General features: G+C 65.2%; 10 protein-coding genes. 6 read left to right on the top strand and 4 right to left on the bottom strand.

Annotation, left to right across the window (positions count from 1 at the left end):
- The first annotated feature begins 43 nt into the window (after positions 1-43).
- On the top strand, positions 44-3325 hold the full coding sequence (locus tag NTCA1_RS18365) for an amidohydrolase family protein (protein ID WP_236549441.1): 3282 nt from the start codon (positions 44-46) through the stop codon (positions 3323-3325).
- Positions 3326-3410: 85 nt separating this feature from the next.
- On the opposite strand, the gene NTCA1_RS18360 is transcribed toward NTCA1_RS18365, so the two are convergent.
- On the bottom strand, positions 3411-6101 hold the full coding sequence (locus tag NTCA1_RS18360; protein ID WP_159831322.1) for a TonB-dependent receptor domain-containing protein: 2691 nt from the start codon (positions 6099-6101) through the stop codon (positions 3411-3413).
- A gap of 270 nt (positions 6102-6371) precedes the next feature.
- Between NTCA1_RS18360 and NTCA1_RS18355 the strand changes: the two genes are divergently transcribed.
- Complete coding sequence (locus tag NTCA1_RS18355) at positions 6372-8060, top strand: amidohydrolase (RefSeq protein WP_159831321.1); 1689 nt, start codon at positions 6372-6374, stop codon at positions 8058-8060.
- Positions 8057-8650, top strand: coding sequence for an FMN-binding negative transcriptional regulator (locus NTCA1_RS18350; RefSeq protein WP_159831320.1), 594 nt, complete (start codon positions 8057-8059; stop codon positions 8648-8650). Before NTCA1_RS18355 ends, NTCA1_RS18350 begins: the two co-directional genes overlap by 4 nt.
- A gap of 166 nt (positions 8651-8816) precedes the next feature.
- Here NTCA1_RS18350 and NTCA1_RS18345 read toward each other — a convergent pair whose 3' ends face one another.
- Positions 8817-10352, bottom strand: coding sequence for a CehA/McbA family metallohydrolase (locus NTCA1_RS18345; RefSeq protein WP_159831319.1), 1536 nt, complete (start codon positions 10350-10352; stop codon positions 8817-8819).
- An 82-nt stretch (positions 10353-10434) separates the two neighbouring features.
- A complete protein-coding gene (locus NTCA1_RS18340; protein ID WP_159831318.1) occupies positions 10435-12912 on the bottom strand; it encodes a TonB-dependent receptor in 2478 nt (825 codons plus the stop codon).
- Positions 12913-13009: 97 nt separating this feature from the next.
- Here NTCA1_RS18340 and NTCA1_RS18335 point away from each other — a divergent pair, with 97 nt between their 5' ends.
- On the top strand, positions 13010-13642 hold the full coding sequence (locus NTCA1_RS18335; protein WP_236549440.1) for a TetR/AcrR family transcriptional regulator: 633 nt from the start codon (positions 13010-13012) through the stop codon (positions 13640-13642).
- Between the two features lie 5 nt (positions 13643-13647).
- Here NTCA1_RS18335 and NTCA1_RS18330 read toward each other — a convergent pair whose 3' ends face one another.
- The gene (locus NTCA1_RS18330) at positions 13648-14259 is read right to left on the bottom strand and encodes a YceI family protein (RefSeq protein WP_159831317.1); all 612 of its coding nucleotides are present in this window, start codon (positions 14257-14259) and stop codon (positions 13648-13650) included.
- Positions 14260-14608: 349 nt separating this feature from the next.
- Between NTCA1_RS18330 and NTCA1_RS18325 the strand changes: the two genes are divergently transcribed.
- Positions 14609-17335, top strand: coding sequence for a TonB-dependent receptor (locus NTCA1_RS18325; RefSeq protein ID WP_159831316.1), 2727 nt, complete (start codon positions 14609-14611; stop codon positions 17333-17335).
- A gap of 55 nt (positions 17336-17390) precedes the next feature.
- Positions 17391-20348, top strand: coding sequence for a glycosyl hydrolase 115 family protein (locus tag NTCA1_RS18320; RefSeq protein ID WP_159831315.1), 2958 nt, complete (start codon positions 17391-17393; stop codon positions 20346-20348).
- The last annotated feature ends 1 nt before the right edge of the window (position 20349 follow it).

Raw genomic sequence — 20349 nt, 5'->3', positions numbered from 1 at the left:
CGCACGATGCATCCTTCATGGATAATTGCGAAAAGGTGACGCAGTGAGCAAGTGGCTGGCAGGTTCGGCGGTTCTGGCATGTGCGGCAATGGCCATGGCGCCTTCGGCCTGGGCGGACACCCTGCCGCCCCTGACGGGCCGGGTCATCGAATACGACACCCGCGAAGTCACCTGGCCCGCGTTGGACGTCTCGCCGGATGGGAAGACCATCCTTTTCGACCTTCTTGGCGACATCTACGCCCTGCCCTCTGGCGGCGGCAAGGCGCAGCCGGTGATGACCGGCGCGGCGTTCGACACCCAGCCGGTGTTCTCCCCCGACGGCCGCCACATCGCTTTCGTCAGCGACCGTGACGGGCGTGAGAACCTGTGGATCGCCGATGCGGACGGCAGCAATGCCCGCCGCGTCTCAAAGGAGACTGGCGGCGCACCGCACTATGGGTCGCCGGCATGGTCGCCGGATGGCAGGACGCTCTACGTCTCGCGCATGATCTGGGGTGTGCTGGCATTCGAACTGTGGTCCTTCGACGTCGCGAGCGGCAAGGCGGACGTACTGGTCAAGGCCCAGCCCCATGGCGACGATCCGCATCCCCAGCGGCGCAATGCGATGGGCGTGGTCGCCTCCCCCGACGGCAAGAGCCTGTACTACGCGACCAAGGCAGGGACGACCTGGACCAGCGGTGCCCTGCCGCACTGGACGATCGCACGCTTCGATCTCGCCAGCCGCACCCAGCATGACGTCGTGACCACGCCGGGCGGCGGGATGCGGCCGGTGCTCTCGCACGATGGACGCCTGATGGCCTATGTGACGCGGGAAAACGAGCGGACGGTGCTGCGCCTGCACGACCTGACCGACGGTACGGACCGCCTGCTGCACGGCCCGCTCGACCCGGATGGCCAGTCTGGCGGGTACTACGTGGACCTGATGCCGCGCATGGTCTTTTCCGCCGATGACCGCAGCATCGTGCTCGGCCTGGAGGGCGGACTCAAGCGCATCGCCGTCTCTGATGGCACCGTCACCGATATCCCGTTCGAGGCGCATGTGCGGCACGAAATGCCGCTGCCGCTGCGCAGCCAGCACCGGGTCGATACCGGCCCGGTCCACGTCCGCGTGATCCAGACCCCGCGCCTGTCGCCGGACGGCAAGCAAGTGGTCTTCGGCGCGGTGGGGCGTCTCTATCTGGCCGCCAACCGCAAGGGCGCGAAGCCGCGCCGCCTCGACGTGCCGGGCGCGGCATGGCAGCCCAGCTGGTCGGACGACGGACGCTTCATCACTTATGTCACGTGGACCGCGAAGGACGGCGGCCACGTCTGGGTCGCGGCGGCGGACGGCAAGACCGCCCCGCGCCGGATCACGACGCAGGCGGCATTCTATTCCGAGCCTTTGTTCCTTGCCGACGGCAAGGACGTGGTGGCCTTCTCCGCCAACCAGCACGACCGGCTCTACCGCTCCGCCGAGAGCCTCGGGCCGACGCCCTCGACGCTGGTGCGCGTTCCCGTGGACGGCGGCGAGATGCGCGCGCTCGGCGATGTCGGCGCGGCCATGGACCTGCGGCGCGATCCCGATCCGGCGCGCGTGCGCTATTACGCCGATGGCTGGATTTCCTCGCAGGCCGTCGATGCCGAGGAACCCGCGAGGCACCTGGTCAAACTGATCGCCCGGCCCGACAGCCAGTACTTCGATACGCCCGCCCCGCTGAAGAACGCGCAACTGAGCGCCGATGGCCGCACTGCGCTGGTGCGGTTGGCTTCGCAGCTCTACCTTGTGCCAATACCCGGTGCGAAGGACGGCGCGGCGCCGACCATCACTGTCACCGATCCTGCGGCGAACGCCCGGCGGATCACCGCGATCGGCGCGGATTACATGGACTGGGCGCCGGATATGCGCTCGCTCCTGTGGTCGGTCGGCTCGACGGTGCGGCAGTTGCCGGTGACGTCCGCGCAGAACGGTGCTCCGGCCGCGATCGAGAAGCGGGCGGGCGGGATCGCCATGGAGGTCGTGCTCCCGCGCGACGTACCCAAGGGCAGCCTCCTGCTGCGCGGGGCCAGGGTCGTGACCATGAAGGCCGATCAGGTCATCGACGATGCCGACGTCCTGATCGTCGATAATCGCATCGCCGGGGTCGGTCCGCGCGGCTCGTTCAAGATACCGCCAGGCACGCAAGTGCGCGACATGACCGGCAAGTTCATCCTGCCCGGCTTCATCGATGCCCATGCGCACTGGTTCGAGACGCGCCGCCGCATTCTCGACATCGGGCATTGGGATTTCTCCGCCAACCTCGCCTACGGGGTGACCGCCGGGCTCGACGTGCAGACGTTCGATCCCGACGTGTTCGGCTATGCCGACATGATCGACGCCGGACTGATGGTGGGCGAACGTGCCTTCTCCACCGGCGAGGGGGTGTTCCGCAACAGCCCGATGGCCAGCCGCGAGGAGGCGATCGCCACGCTGCGGCGCTATTCCGACTACTACCGGACACCGAACATCAAGCAGTACATGGTCGGCGACCGGACCGAGCGGCGCCACCTGATCGAAGGCGCCCAGGCGCTGGGGCTGATGCCCACGACGGAGGGCGCCAGCGACTACCGACTGGACCTGACCCAGATGCTCGACGGCTATGCGGGCAACGAGCATAGCCTGCCGATCGCGCCGATCCACGACGACCTGAAGCAGATGCTGGTGCGATCGCGCATCTCGACGGTGCCGACGATGCTGGTGCTTTACGGCGCGCCGGGGCCGCTGGGCGCGATGACGGTGGGCCATCAGGAGGACTTCGACGCAAAGCTCAGCCGTTTCGTTCCCGAAGCGGTCTTCGCGGGCAAGCGCGATTCCGCGCAGTGGAACCGCGCCGACGGGCAAGGCTTCGCGCTGTTCGCGAAGCAGGCGAGCGATGTGGGGAAGGCAGGCGGTCTGCTGGGCGTCGGCTCGCACAGCGTCGTGCAGGGACTGTCCTACCACTGGGAGCTGGAAGCCATGGCATCGGGCGGGGCCGACGCCACGCAGATCCTGCAGGCGGCGACGATCGGCTCGGCAGAGGTGATCGGCCGGGCGCTCGATCTCGGTTCGATCGAGCCGGGCAAGCTGGCCGACCTGCTGGTGCTGGACCGCGACCCGCTGGAGGATATCCGCAACACCCGTTCGCTCTCGCTGGTGATGCAGAACGGCCGCCTCTATGAAGCCGCGACGCTCAATGAACAGTGGCCGCGCATGCAGCGCCGCGAGGCGCAGTGGTTCGAGGGCATGTCGAAGCACGAGGTCGCCCGGGCGATCAGCACGGCGGCCGCGTTCGAGGAAAAGCAGGGCAACGCCGCGTCCTTCGAGTACTGACGCGGCAGCGCACTTCACTGCGGACATGAAAAAGGCGGCGGGTGCGAAACCCGCCGCCTTTTTGTTTGCGCCCTCGGGCTCCGCGTCAGAATTCCAGACGCGCGCCCACGGTCATGTAGCGGCCGATGACATCGTAGTACGGCGAGAAGTTCGAATAGAGCGGCGGGCCCTTGTCGAACAGGTTTGACACGTTCCCGTACAGCTCGAAGTGCTTGCCGTCACCGAAGGGCACCTTCTGGCTGAGCTGCAGATCGATATAGGTATAGGCCGGGATGCGGCCGTTGGTGATCGTCGGCCGCGTGCCGTCCCACAGGCCCGAAGACGTGTAGCGCGCACGCACGAGGCCGCTGAAGCCGTCGCTGGCGTAGCCGACCGAGGCATTGGCACGGATGCGCGGCACGCCGTTGACGAAGGCATAGCCTTGCGACTTCACGTAATCGACCTTGGTGACGCCGTCGTCGGTCGAGAAGCGGTTCACCCAGGTGCCGACGAAGCGGAAGGTGACCCGGCCATTGGCGTCATTCTCGACCGGCATCGTATAGGCCACTTCGGCATCGATGCCGTCGGTCTTGAACTCGGACAGGTTGACCGAGGACGAGGCCACGCTCTCGATCCTGCCGTCGCTGCCGCGGGTAATGTAGTTGCACAAGCTGGCGTTGCCGCTGTTGCAGCGATCCACCAGGACCTGTGCGCCGATGCTGGTGATGACGTCCTTGATCGAGATGTTGAAGTAATCGATCGAAGCCGTCAGGCCGCGCAGCGGAGCGGCGGTGATGCCCGCAGTCCAGGTATCGGCCTTTTCCGGGCGGAGCGAGGCATTGCCGCCGCCGTAGACCAGCACGTTACGGCTGCCGTCACCGGTGTACAACGGATCGATCACGCCGACATAGCTTACAGTCCGGTTGGAATAGAGTTCGCTGATGTTTGGCGCGCGGATGTCCCGCGAACGGGTGACGCGGCCGATAACGCCGGGCAGGAACTCGTTGGTGGCGCCAAGCTTCCACGACCAGACGCTGCCGGTGGTGCTGTAGTCCGACACGCGCACGGCGCCGTTCAGCTCCAGCTTGCGCAGCAGCGGCACGTCGCGGATCACCGGCACGACGACTTCGCCGAAGGCCTCCTTCACGTCGTACTTGCCCTGAAGCGAGGTGAAGTAGAACGTCGAGAAGGCACGGGCGGCGTCCAGTTCGCCGATCGTCGAGCTGGTTTCCAGATTGCGCCCTTCCGCACCGATCGCGATCGAAACGGGGCCAGCGGGCAGCTCGAACGGCTCGCCGCGCAGCGAGACGCCGTAAGTGTCGAGCCGGTTCACGCTGTTGGAACGCGGGGTGCCGGTGACGTAGTCCATCGCCTCCGGAGAGGGCGCACCTTCGCCGAACAGGTTGAGCGGCACGCAGCCCGCCGCGCCCGAACGGCACACCGCCTGACCCGTCGCCGGATCGATTACCGCATCCACCGCATTGGCGAAGTTGCTGGCGATCAGGAAGCCGGGGGTATCCATCTTGTTGCGGTACTGGCCGTGGCTGTAATAGGCCGTGTAGCGCCAGCGCCCACCACCGAAGCTGCCGTCGAGGGCCAGCGTGCCCTGGATGCTGCGGCGGTCGAGGTTGATCGTGCTATACGAAAGATCCGCGTTGTAGCGTGCCATCGTGAAGCTGCTGGCATTCGCACCGGCAAGGATCTGCCTGACCTCGTCATTGAGGAAGGCATTGTCGGCCTGGATCGTCACGCTGCTGGTGTGATCGCCGAACCAGGTATAGCTGTTGTAGTACCGCGAGTAGCGCAGGTCCGCGCTCAGCTTGAGCGTGTCGGTCAGTTCGTAGGAAGCCTTGGCCATCGCAGCATAGCGCTTCTGCGGTGTGATCAGCGGGCTGCGGTCGTCGTCCGAGGTGCCTTCGCCGCCGATCATGTTGGTGCCGACCACAGTGCCGATGTCGGGCGTGCGCAGACTGCCGTCAGGGTTGAAGCCCATGCCGCGCAGCCCTGCCGGGCCGGACGTGACGTAACCGCCGACCAGGCGCGTGGCCGAACCGACGTCCGAAGTCAGCGTATTGTTGATGATGGCGAAGCGGCCGGTGTTCTTGCGGTCGGTCTTGCGGAGGATACCCTTGTTGTCGAGGTATTCGCCGCCGATCACGAAGTGGCCTCGGCCGCCCGCGAAGCTGGTGCCGTACTTGCCCTCGAACCTGACCTGCCCGGCGTCACCGCGCGACGAGATGCCGCCCTCCGCGCCAAGGCGCACGCCTTCGTACTCGCTGTCGACGATCATGTTGACCACGCCGGCAACCGCATCCGAACCCCTGGCCGCCGATGCGCCGCCGGTGACGATGTCCACGCTCTTGACCATGATCGAGGGCACGGTGTTGAGGTCGTTGTCGCTGACCAGGCGGCGGCCGTCGACGAGGACCAGCGAGCGCGTCTCGCCAAGGCCGCGGATATTGACGGGGAAACGGCCCGCCTGCGCATTGGTGCCCGAGGTCTGCGGCGACTGCGAAGCCTTGAACTGAGGCAGGTCCGCCAGTGCCGCGCCGATGTTGGGGCGGCTCACGATCTGCAGGTCATCCTGCGACATGTGCAGCAGCGGCGTCGGCGATTCGTAGCCGGGGCGATCGATGCGCGAGCCGGTGACCACGATGTCGCCCTGGGGCGATGCAGCGCGGTCTTCGCCTGCCTGCGCGTCCGTCTGGGAAAACGCCGGACTGGCCGACATGCTCAATGCGATGAGCGCAGTGCCCGTCAGTATCGACCGGCGGCGTGCTCGGAGAAGCTGTTCCATCAATGTATCCCTGTTCGCGGTCGCCCTCGGGAGCGATCTGTCAATGCTGCGACGTTGGGTCTCGCGGCAGAAAAGGGTGAAGCGTACGCGCGGCCCCGGCGGAACATCCACTTTGAGGAAGCCGAGGGGTCCAATGCGCTAGGTGGGAGGCGGCAGCACTGAACGGCACCTTGCGCGCATTGGTCCCTTGCTTGTGTGTGCGATTGGATGTTGGCGGGACCGGGCGGGCGGGCGAATGGGGCATCTGCACGCATAGGCAAAGGGAGCGTCATGTTCGATCGTCGTCTATTTCTGGGTTCGGGCGCGGCGCTGCTCGGAACGGCCGCGTTTGCGCGTCATGCCTTCGCGAGTTCGGCGCCGCTTGACGTTGCGCTGATCGGCGGCTCGGTCTGGACCGGGGCCGGGCTCGGAGGTGGGGGCGCGCGCGCCGACGCCATCGGTATCGTCGGAGACCGCATCGTCGCGGTGGGAGCAGGCGCGGTCAAGGCGCGCACGGCTCGCTCGACGCGGGTGGTCGACCTCAAGGGCGCCTTCGCCCTGCCCGCCTTCATCGACAACCACACCCACTTCCTGATGGGCTCCAACGCCCTCACCCGGCCCGACCTGCTCAGCGTGAAGAACCGCGCCGAGTTCGTCGCCCGGATCGCCGCCGCCGTGAAGGCCGAGCCCGACCATTGGCTGCTCGGCGGATCGTGGGACGAACAGCGCCTTGGCGGCCAGCTCCCCACGCGCGCGTGGATCGACGCGGTCAGCCCCAACACCCCGGTCGCGGTGCCGCGCACCGACCTGCACAGCTACTTGTGCAACTCGGTTGCGCTCAAGCTAGCCGGCATCACCCGCGACACGCCCGACCCGGAAGGCGGCGTCATCGTGCGCGACGACAAGGGCGAGCCGACCGGCGTGGTCAAGGACAACGCCAAGGAACTGGTAAACCGGGTGATCCCGCCGCTGACGTCCGCGCAGCTGGAAGCGTCGCTGCGCGGCGGCATCGCCCACGGGCTCAAGCACGGCTTTGCGCAAGTCCACGTCCCCGATCCCTTCGACTGGGACTGCTTCGACGCCCTGCGCCGCCTGCGCGCCAAGGGCGAGACGGACATGCGCTTCTACAATTTCGTGCCGCTGCGCGACTGGGACAAGATGGCGGCGCTGATAAAGGCCGAAGGGCGCGGTGACGGCTGGCTGCGCTGGGGCGGCGTCAAGGCGCTGGTCGATGGCTCGCTGGGCGCGCGCACGGCGCTGTTCCACGATCCCTACACCGACGATCCGCACACGCGAGGCGTGCGTGTGATGCCGCTGGCCGAACTGCGCGAGAAGGTGATCGCCGCCGACCGCGCCGGTTTGCACGTCACCGTCCACGCCATCGGCGACGAGGCGAACGATGATATCCTCGACCTCTACGCCGAGGTGGAGCAACTACACGGCAAGCGCGACCGCCGCTTCCGCGTGGAGCACGCGCAGCACATCGCGCCTGCCACGATCCCGCGTTTCGCCAAGCAGAACGTGATCGCCTCGGTCCAGCCCTATCACGCGGTCGACGATGGCCGCTGGGCGGTCAAGCGCATCGGCGAGAAGCGGCTGAACGGTACTTACGCCTTCGGCTCGCTGATCCGCAGCGGCGCCACGGTGACCTTCGGCTCGGACTGGCCGGTCGCGCCGTTGAGCGCGATGGAAGGCATCTACGCCGCCGTCATGCGCGAGACCATCGACGGCGCGAACCCGCAAGGCTGGCTGCCCGACCAGAAGGTGACGGTGGAACAGTCGCTGCACGCCTATACGGTCGCCAATGCCTATGCCGGCTTCCAGGAGGACAGGCTGGGCCGGATCGCGCCCGGTTTCCTCGCGGATATTACCGTGCTCGACGCCGACCCCACCGCGATCGATCCCGAAAAGCTGCCCAGGGTCGAAGTGCTGCGCACTTTCGTGGGCGGACGCGAGCGCTTCACGGCGGCGGCGGCGTGAGCGTCTGGTCCCCGCGCCATCCGGCGGAAGTCGCAACGCTCGTTGCGCGCCATCCGCTTGCCTGGGTGGTTTCCAGAGCGCCCGCGTTCCACGCGACGCCGCTGCCGCTGGTCGCCGATCTCGACGAAGAGCGTGCCGTCACCGCGCTCGTCGGCCACTTCGCACTGCATAACGCCCAAGTCGAGGCGCTGAAGGCGCAGCCGCGCGCGCTGATCCTGTTCCAGGGTGCCGAGGGTTACATCTCGCCAGAACTCGTTACCCAGCCGCAGTGGGCACCAACCTGGAACTACGCCGTCGCCCGCTTCGAGGTGGAAGTGGAATTCGCGCCGGAAGAGAACGGGGCGGCACTCGAACGCCTGATCGCGCATGTGGAAGGCGAACGCCCGGACCGCTGGAGCGTGGCCAGGATGGGCGAACGCTACGAACCGATGAGCCGCCACATCATCGCCTTCAGAGCCAGGGTGCTGTCCTGCAACGCGACGTTCAAGCTGGGTCAGGACGAGCGGCCCGAAAGCCTTGCGCAGATCCTCGCCGGACACCCCGACGCCGAGCTGACGGCGGCGATGCGCGAGGCCAACGACGCGCGTTAATTCGACAGCACCCCCGCGCGCTTCTCGCCCGTTCAGGTGATCCGGGGCTCACTTTGTGGGAGAGGCAACGGTTCGGGTCGATCTGACGGACGCGGAACGGGATGTTATCGCGGGGCTGCTACCTTCGGAGCGAGGCCGAAAATCTCGGCCTCGCTCATGCTCCACTTCAATAGTTCACGTAGACCGGATTGGTCATGAACAGGCGCTGCTTTCCGTCACGCAGTTCGAAACGGATCCAGTGCCGCGCGCCGTCCGAAGTCCAGTTCAGGGTGACGGCATCCTTGTCGGACAGACCGTCACGGGAAAGTCCGGGCATGGGTTTGCCGTCGAGGAAGCCCACCAGGCTCCGGCCTTTCGCGCCCGAAACCGTCAGCGACATCCGCAGGTTCTGTCCCTGACCGAGGCGGAAAGTATCGCCGACGGTGCCACTTCCCGCTTCGCCTTGCGCTTCGAGTTCGAAACCGAGGCCCGGCTTGCCGGTCATGTCGATCATGACGTGGCCTGCCTTCACCGCGTCCAGAATGGCACGTTCCGAAAGTTGCGGGGCGCGAACCAGCGTGGTCGGGAAGCCTACGCCCAGGCGGCCGAGATTGACGTCATGATTGTCGCTTCCGCCGATCGCGGTGATGCGCCGGCCCTGTGCGAGCTGTTTCTCCCAGATCGCCACGTCGTCCCCGGCATCACCCCCGCCAAGCTGCTTCCAGAGATTGCCGCTGTTCATCACTTCCATGGCGTCGGTCATGGCGTAAGTCGCCTCGGGCGCGGACCAGCCGCAGCCGCGGCAGCGGAAATCCGTAGGCGATCCGGGATGATTGATCGAGAACAGTCCTCCCGCGGCATGGGACTGTTCGATCATCGTCGCCATGTCGGGCATGGACTTCTCGCCGAGGCGATGATCGATATATTCGGTCGTGCCGAAGACATTGGCGTGCCCCTGCTCGGTCGTCATCTCGCGGCCGGGGATCAGCAGGATATCGTCGTAGAAGGGCTGGAGTTCGCGCATCGAGCCGTAGAGCGCGACGTTGTTGTGGTCGGTGATCGCCGCGAAATCGAGATGCGCGGCCAGCGCGGCATCGACGGTGCGATAGAGCGGGCAAGGCACGTTGCGCCCCTTCCGGCTAGTACAGAAACCGTCGCTATGCCCGGTATGGAGATGGAAATCGCCGCGATACCATTTGTCGGCCACTTCCAGCGGCTCGGGCGAGAATGTCGAGACGGCAGGCATCTCGCCCGGCCGCCAGAACCAGATGCGGGCGGTGTAGCGCGAGGTCACGCCCTCGCCGATGTACGACACGCCCAGATCGAGCGACCAGCGCCGTCCGCCCACCGGACCGGCGATGAAGGAGGGCGTGGCATTGTTCTCGTCGATCACCACCGTGTGCTTGTTGCTGCCGCTCCAGCCGCGGAAGGTCTTGCCGTCGAACAGGCCGAGGTTGATCACGGTCTTCCCGTCCGGGCGGGTATATTCGTACTCCACGCCGATGCGGGTAACCCCTCCGGGGACGTCGAACGAGACCGGGACGTTGCGCTGATAGTCGGAACGATCGACGGTTCCGGTCAGCACGAGGTCCGGCTTCTCATGCCCTTTCGCCAGAGGCACCTTGTCCCATTCCGGCAGGTCCTGCGCGATTGCCTGGTGCGACCCGAGGGCAGAAGCGAGAAGGATGGCGAGCGAGGCGAGGCGGGAAAAGGTCTTGGACATGTCGGAAATCCCCGGAGGAGAGTGTTCCGGCAGGCGCGGCCGTGCCGCGCCTGCCGGTTGGGAGAGGATCGAAGGCGGGTAATCAGAACCTGAACGTCACCGCGCCGCGCACACTGCGGCCGAAGATCGAACGGGCGATGTAGACGAGATCGCCCACTTCCTCGTTGTCGATCGATCCGGCGCGCGGGTTTCCTTCGGTCAGGCCGATCGTGTTGGTGAGGTTGTTGACGTAGAGGTTGAAGGTCAGCCTGTCGTTGACGTCGAACTTCGCGTTGAGATCGATCGTCGAATAGGCGGGCAGGCTGATCTGGTTGGCCACTTCCGCATAGCGCTGGCCGTAATAGGCGAAGTCGGCCTCCACGCGCAGGCGGTTGTCCATCAGGTTGATGCCCGGGGTGATGCGGAAGCTGTGCTCGGGCACGCGGATCAGGCGGTTCTTCGAGTAATCGACGACCTGCCCGCTGGAATTCGTATAGACGAAGTCGGTGAAGCGCGCGTCCTGCCATGTCCAGTTGGCGTGGATGTCGAACCACTTGACCGGGCGCCAGGTCGCCTCCAGTTCCGTGCCCCAGGTCTTGGTATCGCCGTAGACCGTGTTGAGCACATATTGTCCGGCCGCGTTCTGCCGGTAGTCACTGATCTCGTAGCTCTTGTAGACCGAGTTGAAGCCGGTGAGATAGACGTCAAACGTGGGCGATGCGTACTTCAGGCCCACTTCGTAGAAGTCCATTTTCTGCGTGACCGGGCTGGCCGCCGCATTGCCGAGGAAGCTGGAGACGCTGGGCAGGCGGAACGTGGAAGTGAAGCGGACGAAGGCGCCCATGCGCGGATGGAGCTGGTAATTGGCGCCCAGGGTCCAGGCCATGTGATCGTACTTGCGCGAGAACGGCGCGAACGTCCCCGAGCCGACGAGTACCGCATCGTCCGCCGCCGTGTCCGACTGGTTCAGGTTGACGGTGCTCTTGCCCTCGACCTGACCGCTGGTCTTGATCTGCTCCCAGCGCACGCCGCCGTCGATGCGAAGGCGGTCGGTCAGCTTCCACTCGTCGCTGGCATAAAGGGCGATAGTGTCGGACTTGCCGAAGGCGTTGTTGAATTCCGAACCGTAGCTGGCGATGCCGTCGTTGGTGAACTGATAGAGCGTGTTGCCCGCCGCATCGCGCAGGACGGCATCGAGCAGTGCGGCATTGTCCTTCACGTCGGTGAAGATCGCCGCCGAGTTCGAACGGTAGGTTTCCTTGACGTGGGCATAGTAGAAGCCCAGCGCCAGATCGTGATGGCCGCCCAGTTCCAGGTCCTGGAGGAAGCGGGTGTCGGAGACGAACTCGTCCTCGGGAATGGTGAAGGAGCGGGCGAGGTTGAGCAGGGCGAGACCGTTACCATTGGCATTGGCAAGGTCCATGGCCCCGCTGCCGTTGGTATAGTTGAAGCCGAGCGACTGCCCGGCGGCGGTGTCCACGTACCTGCCGTAAGTCGATGACAGCAGGTCGGCAGCCGAGGCCACGGTGCGCGGGGTGATCGAGTTGCGCTTGGTATAGCTGTCGCGGTAGCGCATCTTGTGCTCGACGCGCAGGCCATCGGTCAGTTCGTAGTCGAATTCGCCGGTCAGCTGGGTCAGCTTGATGGTGGTGCCGATGCCGTTGTCGAACTTCTCCACGCCGTCCGGCGTCAGGAAATCGAAGTAGCGGGTTTCCTTGCCGGCGATGATGTCGCGCTTGGCATTGAAACCGGGAACGCCCACCGGATCGCCGTTGCTGTCGTTGATGCAGGGCGTGACCATGGCGTTGCCGATGCGCTCGTCGATACGCTTGACGCCCAGCATGAGCGAACCGCGCTCGAACTCGCGCGAGATCGTGGCACGTACCTGGCCGCCTTCGTCCTGGCGATAGCCGGTGTGGCGCTGGCCGTCCGAGAGGCGATAGTAACCGCCGACAAGGAAGCGCCAGTCGCTATTGCCGATCGGGCCGCCGATCCAGCCGTCGACGCGGTGCGAGTTGTAGCTTGCGCCTTCGTAGCGCACCGAGCCTTCGAGGTGGTCGCCGCCGCGCCGGGTGATGAAGTTCACGACCGCGCCTGGCGCGTTCGAATAGAAGATCGAGGACGGGCCGCCGCGCACCACTTCGATGCCTTGGATGGTCTGGTCCATGCGCAAGGCCTGGTCGCCGTTCAGCCAGCCGAGGCCCGCATCGTGCTGGATGGTGATGCCGTCTTCCAGCAGCGAAAGTGCGGAAAATCCGTCAGTCGGGATGCCGCGCACGCGGATATTGCCGCTGGCCTCGCCCGAGGAGCTTTCGACCCAGAAGCCGGGCACGTTCTTCAGCGCCTCGCCCACGCCGATCGGCGCCTTCATCTGGAGTTCCGCTTCGGAAATGGTCGAAATGGCATAGCTCGCCTCGACCTTCTTCTGTGCGCTGCCCGCACGGGCGGTGACGATGATGTCGTCGCCGGAACCGGCGGCGGGAGTGGGCGATGCTTCGTCGGCATGGGCGATGCCCGAAGCGCAGGCGAACATGGCCATCGCGCAGGCCGAGGCCTGCACGCGGAAACGGGACTTGATCATGGAAGCGACCCCTGTATTGGCTGTGCGGGCCGCATATGGTAGCGATAATTATCATTTTTATGACACCGCGTTGAATTCACGGTGTCAGGAGAACGAGTTGGACGCCGAGAAGCCCCCCTACCGCAAGCCTGTGCAGGAAAGATCACGCAAGACTTTCAATGCCTTGCTGGATGCGGCGGCCCATCTTCTGGGGGATGTCGGGATCGAGCGGATTTCCACCAACCTGATCTGCGAACGGGCGGGAATGACCCCGCCCGCCTTCTATCGCTATTTCGACGACAAATACGCGATTCTCCATGCCCTGGCCGAACGCTTCATGGAGCGGCAGAACGTGGCGCTACAGGCGTGGCTGACGAACTATCGCGATGCCGGGCTGGATGTGATCGAGGGGAAAGTCGTGGAACTGATCCGTACCATGCACGAGATCACCGCCAACGAACCCGGCGCGCTCTGGATCATGCGCGCGCTTCGGGCGATTCCCAGCCTCACGCCAATCCGCCTGTTCTCGCACAATTACGTGTCCGACCTGCTGACGGACATGTACATGCCCTATCTGTCGCACGTCCCGCGCGCGCTGGTGCTGAGGCGCACGCGCATGTCCGTAGAGATCGCCTACTCGCTCGACGAGATGCTGAAGGAAAAGGAAATGGACGCCGAAGCCTTGTTCGCCGATGCCGGCCACGTCTTCAGCGCCATGTTCCATTACCCAGAATACATTCGGCCGGAATAAGCCGGTCAGTTCACCTTTTCGAAGGCAGCCGTGATCCTGATCGCCACTTCGTCGCTGACGGCGGGCACGTATTTGGAAACGCCGAAGTCGGAACGCTTGAGCGTGCCGGTGGCGGAGAAACCGATCGTATAGGCCTTGTCCATCGGATTGACCCCGGCCCCGCCGAAAGTGGCGTCCAGCACCATGGGCTTGCTGACGCCGTGCATCGTCACCGTGCCCAAAATACGCGCCGTGCGCGGGCCGGTCTGCTCCACTTTCTGCGAGACGAAGCGGATCGTGGGATAAGTGGCGGCATCGAACCAGTCGGCGCTCACCAGTTCGGCGTCGAGCGTGTCATTGGTGGTGGAGATGCGCGAAACAGGCAGCGACACGTCGAGCTTCGCCGCGCCCAGCGCCTTGGGGTCGATCGAGAGCGAGCCGGTGGCGCCGGGAATGGTGCCGAAATAGTCGTTGAAGCCGAAATGGTTGACGCCGAACTGGGCCAGCGTGTGGTTGCTCTCCACTTTGTAGGTCCCGGCCTGCACGCTCTCGGGCGCGGCAGGTGCCTGGGCCACGAGGAAGGAAGGAGCGGCCACGGCGGAGGCGAGCAGTACGGCGGCGAAGGAAAGTGCTTTCAAGGGAAACTCCAGTCGGAACGTTCGTCACGCCTATATCCTCCGGCAAGTGACCGGATAATCGCCATTTTCATTGGATGACTTTCAACTGCGGGTTGCAAATGGGACGGGCCTGCGCCCGCTTTTTCCCAGCAAAACAACCTGCACTAGTCGATGAAGATTGCGCCCGATCCCGCATCCCCGATCTAATCGGAAATTATTTATCGTAATTGTACGATAAATATGTTGCCTCTCCGCAAAATCACAAATACGAAGACTTCAAAGCTTCGCTAAGCAGCTGAAAAGGGGGATTATGCAAAAGGCACTCTGGGCCACGACTGCGTCTGTCGTGAGCTTGATCTCGGCTTCCGCCGTGGCGCAAACCCAACCTCAAGCCGGAGAAACCACCAGTCTCCATGGCACCGCCACCCCGGAGGACGGCGCGGGCGCCGACGCGGTTTCGCTTCAGGAGGACATCATCGTCACCGGGTTCCGGCGCAGCCTGGAAAGCGCGCAGGACCTCAAGCGCAACTCCGAGGGAATCGTCGATTCCATCGTCGCCGAAGACATCGGCAAGTTGCCCGATACTTTCGCCTCTTCCGCCCTTGCGAGGATCAGCGGCGTGCAAGTGACGCGCGGCGGCGGCGAAGCGGCGAACGTGCGCATCCGCGGCCTCCCCGATCTCAGCACGACCTACAACGGGCGCGAGATCTTCAGCGCCGAAGGCCGCTCCGTGGCGATCCAGGATTTCCCGGCCGGAACCGTGGCGGCACTGGAAGTCTACAAGTCCGGTCTGGCCAACATGATCGAAGGCGGGATCGGCGGACAGGTCAACGTTCGCGGTCGCAAGCCTTTCGACTTCAAGGGCCTCAACGTGTCCGGCTCGTTCAACGGGGTCAACTGGGAGCAGTCGGACGGGCTGACGTGGAACGGCAACCTTCTGGTCAGCGACCGTTGGGACACCGGTATCGGAGAGATGGGCTTCCTCGTCAACGCATCCTATACCGGCATCGACTTCTTCGACGCCACGCGCGAACAGTCCACGGTCATTGCCACAACGACACCAACCAACGCGCCGGGCACGGCCGGCGGCGTTCGCTATCCCGACGCCCAGGGCCTGTTCCATGCACGCGGCAAGCGCTGGCGTCCTTCGGTCAACATGGCGTTCCAGTGGCGGCCCAGCCCGGATCTCGAAATCTACGCCGACGGTCTGTTCCAGGGCTACCGGGGACGCGGACGGGAACGCTACATGTTCTTCCCGATCTACGGCAACGGCATGCAGTTGACCGACCTTACACTGCGGGACGGCACCAATGTCGCCCAGAGCGCCACCGTTACCGGCGCATCCGCACCCAACGGCAACTGGCGCACGTCGAAGGCCGAGACCAATACCTACCAGTTCGGCGCCGGTGCGATCTGGCACCGGGACCGTCTGAAGATCTCGGCAGACGTGGCCTATACCAACAGCAAGTTCACCTCCGAAGTGGTCAACATCGACTTCGCGCTGAAGGATTCCCCCGTACGCAACGTCGTGTTCGAGGCGCCCGGCAGCGTCGGCGGCCCGACCTGGTCGGTGGAGGACTACGATCTCACGGATCCGTCGAACTATCTCAGCCGGGGCCTGTTCCAGGAATATCTGAAAGTCGGCGGCAAGGACATCCAGTCGCGCCTGGACCTGGAATATACCCTGGACCAGGGGTTCCTGGAGCGCATCCAGATCGGCGTGCGCTACAACGATCGTGACGCAAACCGCGATCGCGGCGCGCCCTATATCGACAATCTGTCCGCCCGCATTCCGGTCACCGCGCTGCCGGTGGAATTCGAATCCACCCGCCCCGGCTTCGTCTTCGACAACGTGTTCCCGATCAGGACCTTCGCGGCGATCCCTTACGGCAGCATCCGCGAGAACCTGGATGCCCTGCGCGCCTTCTACGGCGCCCCGGAAGGCCTGCCCGCCTTCAATCCCACCGAGAACTTCCGCGCCAACGAAAAGGCCCTCGCGGGTTATGGCCAGCTGAAGTACCGCTTCGACCTTAACGACACGATGGCCATCGACGGCGTGGTGGGCCTTCGCGCCGTGCGCACATGGTCGCGCATCAGCGGATTCCTGCGGGACGACAGCGTCGCTGGCAGTCCCAGCTACTCGCCGATAACCGCGCGCAAGGCCTATACCGACTTCCTGCCCAATGCCAGCGCGCGCCTGATGTTCAACCCCCAGCTGCAACTGCGCCTCGCCTATACCAAGACGCGCACCCGCCCGAATTTCTTCGACCTCAACCCGACGCTGACGGTCGGCCCGCCGCCGGTGATCGATCCGAACAATCCGCCCAACCCGAACAATCCCAACAGCAACCTCCGCAACATCAGCGGCGGCAACCCGGATCTCGATCCGCTGACCTCGAACAATTTCGATATCGGCCTGGAATGGTACTTCTCGCGCACGGGCTCTCTGACCGGCGGCCTGTTCCGCCGCGATGCGAAGGGCTTCATCGCGCGGCCAACGGTGACGGTTGACGATCCGGTCTACGGCCCGGTGCGGCTGACCCGGCCGGAGAACATCGGCGACAGCCGCTTCCAGGGCGCCGAGATCGCCTTCACCAGCTTCCTCGACATCGAAGGCCTGCCGGAATGGGCCAAGGGCTTCGGCTTCCAGGCGAACCTGACTTATACCGACGCCATGGGCGATCTTGCTGGTCCCATTGCGGTGTCGGCCAATGTCGCGGGACGGCAGCAGCGGTTCAACGGCGTGTCGAAGTGGTCCTACAACCTCGTCGCCCTTTACGAACGGCCGTTCTTCTCGACCCGACTGGCCTACAACTACCGCTCGGACTTCGTGACTTCCTACAGCATCGAGGCGCTCGACCTCGACAGCAATGGGCAGGCCCGTACCGGCGGGGTCATCGAGAAGGGACGCGGGCAGCTGGACTTCGCCGCTTCGGTTACACCGATGCCGAACGTCACCATCGCATTCGACGTCGCCAACCTGCTCGGCAATCCGATCCGTCGCTATCGCGAGTTCGGAGACGGTGGCGATAGTTTCTCTCGCCAGTACATATACAACGACCGCGTCTATTCGCTGGGTGTGCGCTTCCGGCTCTGACCGGCAGCACATCGGGCAGGCCCCGCCAGGAACAGGCCCACGGGAAAGGAAACAGATGTCACGCAGCACATGGCGCTATCGCAACCGGGCCCTTGCCCCGATCCTGGGCGGGGCCCTGCTGGGCCTTTCGGCAGGCGCTGCACTGGTCATGCCTGTCTCCACCGCCGAGGCACGCACCGCGGGGAAATTCACGCTGGCCGCTGCCGGGAAGGCGCCGCCGATCTATGTCGATGCGAACGACGCCAAAGTCGTGGCGATCGCCGCCAGAGCCTTTGCCGCCGACGTGCAGTCGGTCAGCGGCGCGCTGCCCAGCGTGGAAACCGGCAGCCCCTCGGGCGAAACAGCGATCGTCGCGGGAACCCTGGGCCAGTCCGCGGCGATCGACCGGCTGGTGGCCGAGGGCAAGCTTTCGGTCTCGGCGATAAAGGGCCAGTCCGAGGGCTATGTCGTCGCCGTGGTGGAAAACGGCGTGCCCGGCGTCGCGCGGGCGCTGGTGATTGCGGGGGCGGATCGGCGCGGCACGGCCTATGGCATCTTCCAGCTCTCGCGCATGATCGGGGTATCGCCCTGGACCTGGTGGGCGGACGTGAAGCCCCAGCAGCGCTCCGAACTGGAAGTGTCGACCGACCGGATCGAGCAGAAGTCCCCCTCGGTCAAGTATCGCGGCTTCTTCATCAATGACGAGGACTGGTCGATCCGGCCCTGGGCGGAAGAGCACGATCCGACCGGCACGATCGGCCCGCAGACTTATGCGCGTGTCTGCGAGCTTCTGCTGCGCCTGCGCGCCAACCTGCTCTGGCCGGCGATGCACAAGGTGACTGTCGCGTTCAACCTGGATGCCGACAATGCCAGGGTGGCGGACGATTATGCCATCGTCATGGGGGCCAGCCATGCCGAACCCATGCTGCGCAACAATGTGGGCGAGTGGAACCACGCCCAGCGCGGCGAATACAACTACGATTCCAACGGCCCCAACGTGCTGCAATACTGGCGCGAGCGGGTGAGGACGAACGGCCGCTACGAAAACCTCTATACCATCGGCATGCGCGGACTGCACGACAGCGCAATCGTTGCCGGACACGAAGCGGACGGCGTGAAGCTGCTGGAAAAGGTCGTGGCCGACCAGCGCGCGCTGTTCCGGGACGAACTCGGCCGTGATCCCGCCACGGTGCCGCAGGTCTTCGTGCCGTACAAGGAAGTGCTGGACGTCTACCGCAAGGGCATGACCGTGCCGCAGGACGCGATCCTCGGCTGGGTGGACGACAACCACGGCTATATCCGCCAGCTCTCCACCCGTGCCGAGCAAAAGCGCCCTGGCGGCGGCGGCGTCTATTACCATATCTCCTATTGGGGCAGACCGAACGACTATCTCTGGCTGGACAGCACCCCGCCCGCGCTGATCGGCGAGGAGATGGGCAAGGCCTTCGCCACCAATTCCCGCGCGATGTGGATGCTCAACGTGGGCGACATCAAGCCCGGCGAGAAAGGCACCGAGTACTTCCTGGACCTCGCCTACGATTTCGACGGCACCAGCAAGCTTTCCCAGCGCGAATGGCTGAAGGCATGGGCGGCGCGCACGTTCGATCCGGCCCAGGCCGATGCCATCGCCGATCTGCTCGGTGCCTATTATCGCCTGAACTTCGCCCGCAAACCCGAGCATATGGGCTACAACGACGAGGAACTGGGGATCGAGGGAACGGACATGTCGCCGGTTTCCTATGGCGACGAGGCCGGACGGCGACTGGCCGCCTATCTGGCGCTCGATCACAAGGCCGCGCAGATCGCCGCCGACCTGCCCGCCGGCAAGCGCGACGGCTTCTTCCATCTGGTGCAATATCCCGTTCGCGGCAGCGCGAAGATGAACGAGAAGATCCTCAGCGCCGACCGCAGCTTCCTCTACGCCTGGCAGGGCCGCGCGAGCGCCAATCTTTACGCGCAGGAGGCCGTGAACGCCTTCCGCGAAGTGAAGGGCGCCACCGCCACCTACAACGCGATCGGCAACGGCAAGTGGGCCCGCTTCATGGACGACGCCCCCCGCTATCAGTCGGTGTTCAGCGCGCCGCCGGTCGGCCGGGTAAAGCCCTCCGCCACGCCTTCGCTCGGCGTCGCGGTGGAAGGTTCGGTGGATGCCCTCGTCACCTCTCCGGCGATCGCCGCCGAGGACTACGGCCTGCGCCTGAACCCCTGGCGTAACGAGGGTGCGGTCAAGGATCGCCTGCCCGTTTTCGTGAAAGCAACCGACCGGCGCCATTTCATCGATGTCTTCTCTACCGGCGCGGCGCCTGCGGACTTTACCGCGACGGCGTCCGAGCCCTGGATCCGCATCGACCGTTCCGACGTGCGCCTGGGCGGCGACGTGCGCCTGTGGGTCTCGATCGACTGGGCCCGGTTCAGCCGGAACAGGCCGCGCGAAGGCAGGATCGTGATCGCCGGAATGGGCGTGGAGCAGACGATCACCGTGGTCGCCGATCCCGCCACCGCTTCGTCCGGCACGCTGGTCGAGGACAACGGCGTGATCGCGGCGGACCCGCACCGCTATGCCGCGCTGCGCGATGTCGGCGCGGGCGGCTGGCGCCATGTTCCCGGCCTCGGCCGCAGCGGCCATGCCCTTGAAAGCGGCGCCCGAACCGCCAGCGCTGCGGACGCGGCATCGGCCCCTTATGCGGAGTACCGGTTCCTCACCCGCAGCTCGGGCAAGGCGCAGCTCCAGCTCGGCTTCGTGCCCACTTTCCCGCTGAACGGCGAGCACAAGCTGCGCTATGCCGTGTCGATCGACGGTGCCCCGCCTCAGCTCGTCGATGTAGAGGCCAACAAGAACTGGAGCGACGCAGTGCAGCGCGCCACGAGCGTGACCGCGACTGACTGGGCACTGGCCAAGCCCGGCCGCCATGTCCTGCGCGTCTATGCCATGGATCCGGGCCTCGTGCTCGATTCCATCGTTCTCGATCTCGGCGGCCTTCAGAAATCCTACATGCCGCCGCCGGAAACCCTGGCGGGCAATCCACAGCGCTGAG

It is taken from the genome of Novosphingobium sp. TCA1 (assembly GCF_009811895.1).
Lineage (GTDB): Bacteria > Pseudomonadota > Alphaproteobacteria > Sphingomonadales > Sphingomonadaceae > Novosphingobium > Novosphingobium panipatense_A.
The sequence above is the reverse complement of the archived record's forward strand: the minus strand, read 5'-3'. Positions and strand labels throughout refer to the sequence as shown.

Excerpts from the sequence above, each read along its gene's own strand:
- NTCA1_RS18345 (WP_159831319.1), bottom strand. The coding sequence starts at position 10,352 with ATGTCCAAGACCTTTTCCCGCCTCGCCTCGCTCGCCATCCTTCTCGCT.
- NTCA1_RS18340 (WP_159831318.1), bottom strand. The coding sequence starts at position 12,912 with ATGATCAAGTCCCGTTTCCGCGTGCAGGCCTCGGCCTGCGCGATGGCC.
- NTCA1_RS18355 (WP_159831321.1), top strand. The coding sequence starts at position 6,372 with ATGTTCGATCGTCGTCTATTTCTGGGTTCGGGCGCGGCGCTGCTCGGA.
- NTCA1_RS18320 (WP_159831315.1), top strand. The coding sequence starts at position 17,391 with ATGTCACGCAGCACATGGCGCTATCGCAACCGGGCCCTTGCCCCGATC.
- NTCA1_RS18360 (WP_159831322.1), bottom strand. The coding sequence starts at position 6,101 with ATGGAACAGCTTCTCCGAGCACGCCGCCGGTCGATACTGACGGGCACT.